This window comes from Suttonella sp. R2A3 (genome assembly GCF_021513215.1).
GTDB lineage: Bacteria > Pseudomonadota > Gammaproteobacteria > Cardiobacteriales > Cardiobacteriaceae > JAHUUI01.
Window position 1 is genome coordinate 899,465 of record NZ_CP090975.1, and the last position, 13,566, is coordinate 913,030.

At 46.3% G+C, this 13,566-nt stretch carries 4 protein-coding genes; 1 reads left to right on the forward strand and 3 read right to left on the reverse strand.

The features are described 5' to 3' along the window. Positions 1 to 31: 31 nt before the first annotated feature. Together L0B52_RS04215 and L0B52_RS04220 are read right to left on the reverse strand one after the other, a co-directional pair. Positions 32 to 5,305 (reverse strand): Ig-like domain-containing protein, encoded by a 5,274-nt coding sequence (locus tag L0B52_RS04215; RefSeq protein ID WP_235065317.1) that lies wholly within the window; start codon positions 5,303 to 5,305, stop codon positions 32 to 34. Between the two features lie 198 nt (positions 5,306 to 5,503). Further along, on the reverse strand, positions 5,504 to 6,580 hold the full coding sequence (locus L0B52_RS04220) for a PTS transporter subunit IIC (RefSeq protein ID WP_235065314.1): 1,077 nt from the start codon (positions 6,578 to 6,580) through the stop codon (positions 5,504 to 5,506). A gap of 332 nt (positions 6,581 to 6,912) precedes the next feature. Here L0B52_RS04220 and L0B52_RS04225 point away from each other — a divergent pair, with 332 nt between their 5' ends. Continuing rightward, positions 6,913 to 8,196: a tetratricopeptide repeat protein gene (locus tag L0B52_RS04225; RefSeq protein WP_235065315.1), complete on the forward strand. Its 1,284-nt coding sequence runs from the start codon at positions 6,913 to 6,915 to the stop codon at positions 8,194 to 8,196. A 61-nt stretch (positions 8,197 to 8,257) separates the two neighbouring features. Here the strand turns inward: L0B52_RS04225 and L0B52_RS04230 are convergent, their stop codons facing one another. Beyond that, positions 8,258 to 13,531, reverse strand: coding sequence for an Ig-like domain-containing protein (locus tag L0B52_RS04230; RefSeq protein ID WP_235065317.1), 5,274 nt, complete (start codon positions 13,529 to 13,531; stop codon positions 8,258 to 8,260). Positions 13,532 to 13,566: the final 35 nt, after the last annotated feature.

Consider the following 13,566-nt stretch of genomic DNA (forward strand, 5'->3'; position numbering starts at 1 on the left):
CTTTTTTGCAAGGAACATCCGTGCTCTCAGGTTAAATGATCTGAATACCTGAATGACTTAGCACCAAGAGATCATTCGTCCCATCGCTATAAATATCATAAGAAACACCGCCAAAAGTCGTTGTTCCTGTAGCGGTTGTACTACCATAGAAATCCACGCTATCTCCCGCATTGCCTTTCACCATCATTGCCGAGTTATAGGTATTACCATTATCGTCGGTAAACGTTCCTGAGTTACGGGTAAATGCCCCAGCATCCTCAATAATCAAACGATTATCACCACCGCCTGTGATATCAAATATCTCAAACCCGGTCAGATCATTGTTGTCTTGAAGGTATTCAAAAAGTCCTGAGACGCCATCATCAAATTTATAGGTGTCAATACCCTCACCACCATCAGCAACACTACCTTCAGCATAGCGTTTGGTATTGATGATCAACGTATCATTACCCGTCCCCATATATAGGTCGGCACCTGCCTCTAAATAGTCTAATGATTCACGTGTAAACCTTGCCGTATCATCACCAGCACCCATATCAATAATGGTTCCACCCGTGGTAGCAATATTTGCCTGGAAATAGTCATCGCCATCGCCCATGAATATTCTCGAATCACCATCCAATGTATTGGACACATACATCGAGTCATCGCCACCATTGAAGTTGTATGTTCCAGCACTTACATTGCCTTTTACTAAGACAACTTCGCTAAAGTCACTCAAGTTATGAACTCGAACCGCTGCAGAACCAGTTTGAGTACTACCTTCAAGCCAGTCAAAGCCATTTAGCAGCCAAGTAAAGTAATACAAATTGCCAAATTCACCCACATCTGTCTCATTGCCCGCCTTATCAATAATCCCAAGCCGTGCCTGAATCTTGTCATAAGGTTCGGATGCTAATGCGTTGTAAATGGGATCTGTCAGAGGTTTTTTTAAAGCGAGTGAGAAAGTTCCATCACTAGAGGCAGTCGTATTAGCTTCACCGACATCAAACTTACCATTGTTATTTTCATCATCATAAACAAAGGCATCTGCTTCGGCGATACCTAAAAGTGTATTTGTATCACTATCATACCCATTAACGACTACATCACGTATTTTCTGATCCAACGTCATGTCCAGCGTGCCCGTAGTAACCGCAGGATCATAATCAGGAGAGGTTAATCGCGCTTCTAAGTGGTACGCCTTACCCTCCCAGCCATCGTAACCTGGCAGCTTAAATGATCTCCCAGAGCCAGTTTTCCAGCCCGAACCATCATTTAAGTTATACTCCCATGAAGCACCCCGTGGTATCCCCTCTACATGCACAGTGGGCTTCCTGGTGTAGTTATCGGTATTGCTACCAATATTTGGCGATACTTGACTACCAAATGTGTCATCAGCATCCAAAATATTAAGAACCAATGCGTCGTCGTTAATAATGGTCCCTTTTGCCGTCGATGTGCCGATTGTCATATCACCACTAGGATCACTCAATGTCACTGTAAAGGTCTCGCTGAGCTCAATCTTTGACTCTTGATTTGTGGCAATGGTGATGGTTTTACTGGTTTCATCTGCAGCAAAATTGAGTGTACCTGATGCTGCAACAATATCACTTGCATCAGCAGTATCATCACTTGCAAAACCAGTCGTATAATTAACACTGGCAGCCTGTGACGTATCGCCATTTCGTGTGACTGTGAAGGTTAAACTCTCCCCTTCTGTTGCGCTGGCATCAGTAATACTAAATTCACCAAGATCCACGTTTGTTACAGCGCCTGAAACGGTTTGACTTGAACGATTACCAGCTACATCGGTTGCCACTACCTCAAACTCATAACGGTTTTTTGGCGCCTCATAATCAAATGCGACCGTTTGCGTCACCTCACCTGTGGCAGAGTCAATGCTGAAATTAGCCGCGTCCGCACCGGTTAAACTATAGGTATAAGTATGCTTATCAGTAACTGCCGCGGTATAAACCACATCACCTGTCGTACTCTCTTTTACATCAGCGCCCGTTTGACTGCTAGTAAACACAGGTGCTGCGCTATCTACAGTAAAGCTTTCAATAGAGGTGTTTGACCCTAATGTTTTATTACCAGCGGCATCGGTCGCAGTGACTTTTATCGTTGCACCGTCGATACTATAGTCACCATCAGCAAGCATGGTTGGCGCTACCGACCATGTGCCATCACCAGCTACCGTAGTCGTTAACGTTTCACCACTAATTTCAACCCTGATACTATCACCAGCATCCCCTGTACCCATAAGCTTAGGGGCTGTATTGTTGGTTATATTATCTGTAACATCTGACCCCGTGTCGTTGGTGGCATCTTCAGGCAGTTTCATGGTTGGCACAGCTGGTGGCGTTAAATCAACTATTGCCGAATCTGTGACTTGGTCAGGATCTGTGATTGGGTTGCCAGAAGCATCCTTAGTAATACTCGCAGAAACATTCAGCGTTTTAACATCAGTTAGTACAGACACACCAGTCAAGGTGACATACCCCTTGGCATAGTCAGCCTCTGTAATCTTATACTCCCGAACCACACTACCGTTAACACTGAGTGAAATTGTTTCTCCCGCCAGCTCTGTACCCAAATCTATGGTGACTGAAGTTTCATTAGAAATATACTCACTCTTACTAATATAGCCATCATCATTAATGTCCATATTAATAGTGATTTCTTCTAAGTGTGTATTTGCGCCAGCAACCCCCGTAGCTTCCTCACTATCATTACCCGATTTATCAATAGCAACAGCTTTTACCGTCGAACCATCCTTTACAGAGGCTTGCGGGATGGTGATGCTACCATCTGCTTTTGGCGTAATACTTGGGTCATCCGATAACCAAGAACCATCAGGTTGCTTGATTACGGTGATATTTTGTTCACTATCCGATTCATCCACATAAGTCACTGTATATGACGCCAAGTCAGGATCTGCTGGTGGCGCAACAGCAACGGATCCATTCTCACTATTTGGTGTTACCTTAGGTGCATTAGGTGGCGTAGTGTCATTAGCCACATCCGTTGCTGGGCCTGATTTGTTACCTGCTGCATCGGTGGCGGTTGCTGTGGCTGTTTCACCATTGATTAAGGGATCACCTAAGATAGCGATGGTGTATTCACCCTCACTATCTGCGGTAGTGCTGTAGTCAGGAACACCATCACCATCGGTATCAATCTTAACCGTCGAGCCAGGTTCTGCTTTACCTGAGATAGATTTACCGTTATCAGCAATGTTGATGGTCGGTGTATCAGGAGCCGTGGTATCAGGTGCAGTGTCTGATGCCGGGTCTGATTTGTTACCTGCCGCATCGGTGGCGGTTGCTGTAGCTGTTTCACCATTGATTAAGGGATGACCTGAGGTGTCTACGGTGTAGTTACCCTCGCTATCTGCGGTAGTGCTGTAGTCAGGAACACCATCACCATCGGTATCAATCTTAACCGTCGAGCCTGGCTCTGCGGTACCTGAGATAGATTTACCGTTATCAGTAACGTGAATGGTTGGCTTATCCGGTGCTGTGGTGTCATTAGCGACATCCGTTGCTGGGCCTGATTTGTTACCTGCTGCATCGGTGGCGGTTGCTGTGGCTGTTTCGCCATTAGTTAAGGGATCACCTAAGATAGCGATGGTGTATTCACCCTCACTATCTGCGGTAGTGCTGTAGTCAGGAACACCATCACCATCGGTATCAATCTTAACCGTCGAGCCAGGTTCTGCTTTACCTGAGATAGATTTACCGTTATCAGCAATGTTGATGGTCGGTGTATCAGGAGCCGTGGTATCAGGTGCAGTGTCTGATGCCGGGTCTGATTTGTTACCTGCCGCATCGGTGGCGGTTGCTGTGGCTGTTTCACCATTGATTAAGGGATCACCTGAGATAGCAACGGTGTAGTTACCCTCGCTATCTGCAGTAGTGCTGTAGTCAGGAACACCATCACCATCGGTATCAATCTTAACCGTCGAGCCAGGTTCTGCTTTACCTGAGATAGATTTACCGTTATCAGCAATGTTGATGGTCGGTGTATCAGGAGCCGTGGTATCAGGTGCAGTGTCTGATGCCGGGTCTGATTTGTTACCTGCCGCATCGGTGGCGGTTGCTGTAGCTGTTTCACCATTGATTAAGGGATGACCTGAGGTGTCTACGGTGTAGTTACCCTCGCTATCTGCGGTAGTGCTGTAGTCAGGAACACCATCACCATCGGTATCAATCTTAACCGTCGAGCCTGGCTCTGCGGTACCTGAGATAGATTTACCGTTATCAGTAACGTGAATGGTTGGCTTATCCGGTGCTGTGGTGTCATTAGCGACATCCGTTGCTGGGCCTGATTTGTTACCTGCTGCATCGGTGGCGGTTGCTGTGGCTGTTTCGCCATTAGTTAAGGGATCACCTAAGATAGCGATGGTGTATTCACCCTCACTATCTGCGGTAGTGCTGTAGTCAGGAACACCATCACCATCGGTATCAATCTTAACCGTCGAGCCAGGTTCTGCTTTACCTGAGATAGATTTACCGTTATCAGCAATGTTGATGGTCGGTGTATCAGGAGCCGTGGTATCAGGTGCAGTGTCTGATGCCGGGTCTGATTTGTTACCTGCTGCATCGGTGGCGGTTGCTGTGGCTGTCTCACCATTGATTAAGGGATGACCCGAGGTATTGACGGTGTAGTTACCCTCGCTATCTGCGGTAGTGCTGTAGTCAGGAACACCATCACCATTGGTATCAATCTTAACCGTTGAGCCTGGCTCTGCGGTACCTGAAATAGACTTGCCATCATCAGCAACGTGAATGGTTGGCTTATCAGGCGCAATGGTATCAGAGGTCGTATCTGTGTTAGTGGTGTTTACGTCTGTATCGCGATCATCGTCAAAATAAAGAAAGAAGGCTAATGGCACTAGCACCAGTGGCCATAATGGGGTGCCTTGGAATAAGGCGTCACCACCCAAGGCCTGGCCTGAGGGTATTTGTTCTGCGAGCATGGTGAGCGCGTTAACGTCTGCACCAGCTTCTGGAACATAGGCGTAGTATTGGCCGTCTTCGTTGAGACCAATCAGTGGGTTGTCTTTGGATTGCTGGTAATAGTCTTCAATGATCAGGTCTGGCTCATTAATGAGTGAGCCTTCAAAGGCAATCAGCAGGTCATCACCTTGACGGAGTACAGTAAGGTTTTCCGGAGCAAATTGGGTGGCGGCGTCGATGAGTTCGTAGTTGACGCCATTTTGTGCAGCAATGCGTACGGCTTCGCTGCCTGCAGTGTTAATTTGCAGGGTTTCAACGGTATTCTCACCGCTATTAATGTTTAATGTGATCACTTTACTCATTACCGTCTAATCCTTTTATAGCAATTATTTAAGCCCATATAGAGGCTTTAATTTAGCGTGCGCCAACGACACAGAAACCAATACTTAATCTATCACATTCATACTTTTTTGTAATTATCCTTGCACTAAAAAATACTCATCAATGCTTGTTTAACCAAATACAAACCATCTATTTGGGGAAATGCGTGGCCGCGACTTTTAAACGCCATCAAGCGCCATATCACCTTGAACAATCCAACCGCGACGACTCATCCACGCACGCATTAATCCAGCAATCAGTGCGGGTAAGATAAACATCAATAACACAATAGCCATCCAGATCGTCATGACGGATAAAACACCTGCGTTGGCATCAATAACCGCGAACACGCCCACCAGACCAGCTGTTCCCATGCCGCTACCAAGCGCACTGCATTGCAGCGCAAAGACAACTGTTGCTAATGGGCCAACGATGGCGCTTGCCACAATCGCTGGCAACATGATGATCGGTTTGCGCATCACATTAGGAATTTGCAGCATACTGGTGCCTAGCCCTTGGGAAATCAGACCGCTGATCCCATTTTCACGAAAGCTCGCAACAGCAAAGCCCACCATATGCGCTGCACAACCCACCACCGCCGCCCCACCGGCCAAACCGTCCAAACCAATAGCAATACACATCGCCGCACTACTGGTTGGTAGCGTGAGTAATATACCCACCACCACGCTAATCACAACCCCCATCAAAAAGGGTTGTAGTGAGGTGGCATAATGAATCGCCTGGCCAAGCGCGTTAATCGCCGCGACTACCGGCGGGCACAACGTCCAGCAAATCAACAGCGCCATGCTAAACATCGCGAGCGGAAGTAATAAGATATCAAGCCGTGTTTTGCCATGCAGCCAAGCGCCTAAACGGTAAGAAAATACGGCAGTGAGGTAGGCGCCAATCGGATTGCCCGGCAGCGCCCTTAGCATCGGGGGCAGGTTTTCCAAATCACGCACAAAAAGCGTACCACCGACCAGTAATTCGCTGTGTGCGCCCATCATGCCGGTAACTAAACAACACAAAGCAACCAGCGGTGGCGCGCCTAAATAGACAGCGATGCCGACGCCAATCCCCGCCCCCATCATCACACCGGCCCATTTGCCAATTAATACAAATAGCTCCCAGCCAAACCAAGCGCCAATTTGGCTCATGATTAAGCCGGCAATCAAGGTAACAAACAACCCTGCCGCCATACCGCTAAGCGCGGTGATAAAGTATTTATGGAGAAATGCCTTAGTTTGAATCGCCATCGTCTTTACCATGCAAAATGAGCACTATAACACATGAACAATTATTCATATTCACTATTGCACCCACCACCACTGCTACAAAACAGTTAGCCTTAAGAGGACAACGCGGTTAAAACGATAGTTCATCGAGTAACAATTAATACCTACTGCTTCACGCATAGCTTATAGTCACATTCAACTGTATTTACCATTTAATAGCATGCAAAACATGGCCATCTGTCGAAATGTCACATAAAACCTTTTATCATTGATGAAAATCGTTTGGATGCGTACGCTAACCCATTACCACGACAGCCTCAACCTTTTATAACCCCTGACTCTTAAACCTTTTTATGCAAAAAACGGCAATCAACTCAATAGATAGTAAAACACTGAAGCAAATCATAGACGAGTTTATGGTACTAGCCAATAACGCTGATTTCACAGCTGGTAAAGCCTTACTGTTACAAGCCGCTAAACACTACCCTAATGAACCATTGGTTTTTATGAATCTTGGACTGTGCCACTTAAGACTAAAAGAGCTACAAGCGGCTTACGATGCTTATCAAAAAACACTGGCGCTATTCCGTGACGAAACACCAAACACCAACCTCTATGACGGTCTAGCAGAGGCCTGCTTTTTTCTTGATAAACCTGAAGAGACAAAAAAATATGGCAGATTAGCGCTAGAAACCAAACTGTCACAAATCAAAAAAATTGAGCCTTTGCCATTTGCCAGCAAACACCCACCCGCTTTTAACGACAAAAACCCTAGCGAAAATATCATTTCATTTTCACTCTTTGGCGATAACCCAAGGTATTGTGAAACTGCCCTACTCAACATTTACTGGGCAAAAAAAGTGTTGCCAAACTGGACTTGCCGCTTTTACCTTGATGACAGTGTGCCAACCCATGTCAAAAACCGACTTCAAAAACATGGTGGGCAGATTGTTGAAGTATCTACGGAAATAAAACAACGGATGTCGGGGCTGTTCTGGCGCTTTTTAGTGATAGACGACCCCAGCGCAAAACGCTTTTTAATTCGTGATGCAGATTCGCTGGTTTCTTTTAAAGAACGTGTTGCCATCAATGCATGGCTAAGAAGCGATAAATGGTTTCATACGATGCGCGATTTTTGCTCACACACCGAGCTGATTTTGGCGGGCATGTGGGGCGGTTGCCATGGTGCCATTGACAACATCCAAGAGAAAATAAATACTTTTCATAACCTGCAAGCAAAAGGGACACAGCGGTTTTGGGATCAACATTTCCTGCGTTACCAGATCTACCCAATCCTCTCACAAAGCCTGCTTGCTCACGACAGCCAAGACATACAAGCGGGTGCGCTGCCCTTTCCTGAAACCAAAGCAAAAACAGACCACGAACGCCATGAAAACTTTCATATAGGACGTAACATGGCAACAGGTCGGGTTCTGATCAATACTGCAAATACCGAACATACCCACGTAAGCTGGCAGCTGGTTAATACAAAATCCCCTGATGTCATTTATGGATATACCCAGCCTATCAACGGACAAGAACAGGTGGCCATTCACTTACCCGATGAGCATATAAAAAAGCTGCAGCAGAAAATATTTGGCATTAAAACACAATTTTTTACGCCGAATGATCGTTAGATAATCGATAAAAAAGCCTCCAGATGGAGGCTTTTTTGCAAGGAACATCCGTGCTCTCAGGTTAAATGATCTGAATACCTGAATGACTTAGCACCAAGAGATCATTCGTCCCATCGCTATAAATATCATAAGAAACACCGCCAAAAGTCGTTGTTCCTGTAGCGGTTGTACTACCATAGAAATCCACGCTATCTCCCGCATTGCCTTTCACCATCATTGCCGAGTTATAGGTATTACCATTATCGTCGGTAAACGTTCCTGAGTTACGGGTAAATGCCCCAGCATCCTCAATAATCAAACGATTATCACCACCGCCTGTGATATCAAATATCTCAAACCCGGTCAGATCATTGTTGTCTTGAAGGTATTCAAAAAGTCCTGAGACGCCATCATCAAATTTATAGGTGTCAATACCCTCACCACCATCAGCAACACTACCTTCAGCATAGCGTTTGGTATTGATGATCAACGTATCATTACCCGTCCCCATATATAGGTCGGCACCTGCCTCTAAATAGTCTAATGATTCACGTGTAAACCTTGCCGTATCATCACCAGCACCCATATCAATAATGGTTCCACCCGTGGTAGCAATATTTGCCTGGAAATAGTCATCGCCATCGCCCATGAATATTCTCGAATCACCATCCAATGTATTGGACACATACATCGAGTCATCGCCACCATTGAAGTTGTATGTTCCAGCACTTACATTGCCTTTTACTAAGACAACTTCGCTAAAGTCACTCAAGTTATGAACTCGAACCGCTGCAGAACCAGTTTGAGTACTACCTTCAAGCCAGTCAAAGCCATTTAGCAGCCAAGTAAAGTAATACAAATTGCCAAATTCACCCACATCTGTCTCATTGCCCGCCTTATCAATAATCCCAAGCCGTGCCTGAATCTTGTCATAAGGTTCGGATGCTAATGCGTTGTAAATGGGATCTGTCAGAGGTTTTTTTAAAGCGAGTGAGAAAGTTCCATCACTAGAGGCAGTCGTATTAGCTTCACCGACATCAAACTTACCATTGTTATTTTCATCATCATAAACAAAGGCATCTGCTTCGGCGATACCTAAAAGTGTATTTGTATCACTATCATACCCATTAACGACTACATCACGTATTTTCTGATCCAACGTCATGTCTAGCGTGCCCGTAGTAACCGCAGGATCATAATCAGGAGAGGTTAATCGCGCTTCTAAGTGGTACGCCTTACCCTCCCAGCCATCGTAACCTGGCAGCTTAAATGATCTCCCAGAGCCAGTTTTCCAGCCCGAACCATCATTTAAGTTATACTCCCATGAAGCACCCCGTGGTATCCCCTCTACATGCACAGTGGGCTTCCTGGTGTAGTTATCGGTATTGCTACCAATATTTGGCGATACTTGACTACCAAATGTGTCATCAGCATCCAAAATATTAAGAACCAATGCGTCGTCGTTAATAATGGTCCCTTTTGCCGTCGATGTGCCGATTGTCATATCACCACTAGGATCACTCAATGTCACTGTAAAGGTCTCGCTGAGCTCAATCTTTGACTCTTGATTTGTGGCAATGGTGATGGTTTTACTGGTTTCATCTGCAGCAAAATTGAGTGTACCTGATGCTGCAACAATATCACTTGCATCAGCAGTATCATCACTTGCAAAACCAGTCGTATAATTAACACTGGCAGCCTGTGACGTATCGCCATTTCGTGTGACTGTGAAGGTTAAACTCTCCCCTTCTGTTGCGCTGGCATCAGTAATACTAAATTCACCAAGATCCACGTTTGTTACAGCGCCTGAAACGGTTTGACTTGAACGATTACCAGCTACATCGGTTGCCACTACCTCAAACTCATAACGGTTTTTTGGCGCCTCATAATCAAATGCGACCGTTTGCGTCACCTCACCTGTGGCAGAGTCAATGCTGAAATTAGCCGCGTCCGCACCGGTTAAACTATAGGTATAAGTATGCTTATCAGTAACTGCCGCGGTATAAACCACATCACCTGTCGTACTCTCTTTTACATCAGCGCCCGTTTGACTGCTAGTAAACACAGGTGCTGCGCTATCTACAGTAAAGCTTTCAATAGAGGTGTTTGACCCTAATGTTTTATTACCAGCGGCATCGGTCGCAGTGACTTTTATCGTTGCACCGTCGATACTATAGTCACCATCAGCAAGCATGGTTGGCGCTACCGACCATGTGCCATCACCAGCTACCGTAGTCGTTAACGTTTCACCACTAATTTCAACCCTGATACTATCACCAGCATCCCCTGTACCCATAAGCTTAGGGGCTGTATTGTTGGTTATATTATCTGTAACATCTGACCCCGTGTCGTTGGTGGCATCTTCAGGCAGTTTCATGGTTGGCACAGCTGGTGGCGTTAAATCAACTATTGCCGAATCTGTGACTTGGTCAGGATCTGTGATTGGGTTGCCAGAAGCATCCTTAGTAATACTCGCAGAAACATTCAGCGTTTTAACATCAGTTAGTACAGACACACCAGTCAAGGTGACATACCCCTTGGCATAGTCAGCCTCTGTAATCTTATACTCCCGAACCACACTACCGTTAACACTGAGTGAAATTGTTTCTCCCGCCAGCTCTGTACCCAAATCTATGGTGACTGAAGTTTCATTAGAAATATACTCACTCTTACTAATATAGCCATCATCATTAATGTCCATATTAATAGTGATTTCTTCTAAGTGTGTATTTGCGCCAGCAACCCCCGTAGCTTCCTCACTATCATTACCCGATTTATCAATAGCAACAGCTTTTACCGTCGAACCATCCTTTACAGAGGCTTGCGGGATGGTGATGCTACCATCTGCTTTTGGCGTAATACTTGGGTCATCCGATAACCAAGAACCATCAGGTTGCTTGATTACGGTGATATTTTGTTCACTATCCGATTCATCCACATAAGTCACTGTATATGACGCCAAGTCAGGATCTGCTGGTGGCGCAACAGCAACGGATCCATTCTCACTATTTGGTGTTACCTTAGGTGCATTAGGTGGCGTAGTGTCATTAGCCACATCCGTTGCTGGGCCTGATTTGTTACCTGCTGCATCGGTGGCGGTTGCTGTGGCTGTTTCACCATTGATTAAGGGATCACCTAAGATAGCGATGGTGTATTCACCCTCACTATCTGCGGTAGTGCTGTAGTCAGGAACACCATCACCATCGGTATCAATCTTAACCGTCGAGCCAGGTTCTGCTTTACCTGAGATAGATTTACCGTTATCAGCAATGTTGATGGTCGGTGTATCAGGAGCCGTGGTATCAGGTGCAGTGTCTGATGCCGGGTCTGATTTGTTACCTGCCGCATCGGTGGCGGTTGCTGTAGCTGTTTCACCATTGATTAAGGGATGACCTGAGGTGTCTACGGTGTAGTTACCCTCGCTATCTGCGGTAGTGCTGTAGTCAGGAACACCATCACCATCGGTATCAATCTTAACCGTCGAGCCTGGCTCTGCGGTACCTGAGATAGATTTACCGTTATCAGTAACGTGAATGGTTGGCTTATCCGGTGCTGTGGTGTCATTAGCGACATCCGTTGCTGGGCCTGATTTGTTACCTGCTGCATCGGTGGCGGTTGCTGTGGCTGTTTCGCCATTAGTTAAGGGATCACCTAAGATAGCGATGGTGTATTCACCCTCACTATCTGCGGTAGTGCTGTAGTCAGGAACACCATCACCATCGGTATCAATCTTAACCGTCGAGCCAGGTTCTGCTTTACCTGAGATAGATTTACCGTTATCAGCAATGTTGATGGTCGGTGTATCAGGAGCCGTGGTATCAGGTGCAGTGTCTGATGCCGGGTCTGATTTGTTACCTGCCGCATCGGTGGCGGTTGCTGTGGCTGTTTCACCATTGATTAAGGGATCACCTGAGATAGCAACGGTGTAGTTACCCTCGCTATCTGCAGTAGTGCTGTAGTCAGGAACACCATCACCATCGGTATCAATCTTAACCGTCGAGCCAGGTTCTGCTTTACCTGAGATAGATTTACCGTTATCAGCAATGTTGATGGTCGGTGTATCAGGAGCCGTGGTATCAGGTGCAGTGTCTGATGCCGGGTCTGATTTGTTACCTGCCGCATCGGTGGCGGTTGCTGTAGCTGTTTCACCATTGATTAAGGGATGACCTGAGGTGTCTACGGTGTAGTTACCCTCGCTATCTGCGGTAGTGCTGTAGTCAGGAACACCATCACCATCGGTATCAATCTTAACCGTCGAGCCTGGCTCTGCGGTACCTGAGATAGATTTACCGTTATCAGTAACGTGAATGGTTGGCTTATCCGGTGCTGTGGTGTCATTAGCGACATCCGTTGCTGGGCCTGATTTGTTACCTGCTGCATCGGTGGCGGTTGCTGTGGCTGTTTCGCCATTAGTTAAGGGATCACCTAAGATAGCGATGGTGTATTCACCCTCACTATCTGCGGTAGTGCTGTAGTCAGGAACACCATCACCATCGGTATCAATCTTAACCGTCGAGCCAGGTTCTGCTTTACCTGAGATAGATTTACCGTTATCAGCAATGTTGATGGTCGGTGTATCAGGAGCCGTGGTATCAGGTGCAGTGTCTGATGCCGGGTCTGATTTGTTACCTGCTGCATCGGTGGCGGTTGCTGTGGCTGTCTCACCATTGATTAAGGGATGACCCGAGGTATTGACGGTGTAGTTACCCTCGCTATCTGCGGTAGTGCTGTAGTCAGGAACACCATCACCATTGGTATCAATCTTAACCGTTGAGCCTGGCTCTGCGGTACCTGAAATAGACTTGCCATCATCAGCAACGTGAATGGTTGGCTTATCAGGCGCAATGGTATCAGAGGTCGTATCTGTGTTAGTGGTGTTTACGTCTGTATCGCGATCATCGTCAAAATAAAGAAAGAAGGCTAATGGCACTAGCACCAGTGGCCATAATGGGGTGCCTTGGAATAAGGCGTCACCACCCAAGGCCTGGCCTGAGGGTATTTGTTCTGCGAGCATGGTGAGCGCGTTAACGTCTGCACCAGCTTCTGGAACATAGGCGTAGTATTGGCCGTCTTCGTTGAGACCAATCAGTGGGTTGTCTTTGGATTGCTGGTAATAGTCTTCAATGATCAGGTCTGGCTCATTAATGAGTGAGCCTTCAAAGGCAATCAGCAGGTCATCACCTTGACGGAGTACAGTAAGGTTTTCCGGAGCAAATTGGGTGGCGGCGTCGATGAGTTCGTAGTTGACGCCATTTTGTGCAGCAATGCGTACGGCTTCGCTGCCTGCAGTGTTAATTTGCAGGGTTTCAACGGTATTCTCACCGCTATTAATGTTTAATGTGATCACTTTACTCATTACCGTCTAATCCTTTTATAGCAATTATTTAAGCC

Excerpts from the sequence above, each read along its gene's own strand:
- L0B52_RS04215 (WP_235065317.1), bottom strand. The coding sequence starts at position 5,305 with ATGAGTAAAGTGATCACATTAAACATTAATAGCGGTGAGAATACCGTT.
- L0B52_RS04220 (WP_235065314.1), bottom strand. The coding sequence starts at position 6,580 with ATGGCGATTCAAACTAAGGCATTTCTCCATAAATACTTTATCACCGCG.
- L0B52_RS04230 (WP_235065317.1), bottom strand. The coding sequence starts at position 13,531 with ATGAGTAAAGTGATCACATTAAACATTAATAGCGGTGAGAATACCGTT.
- L0B52_RS04225 (WP_235065315.1), top strand. The coding sequence starts at position 6,913 with ATGCAAAAAACGGCAATCAACTCAATAGATAGTAAAACACTGAAGCAA.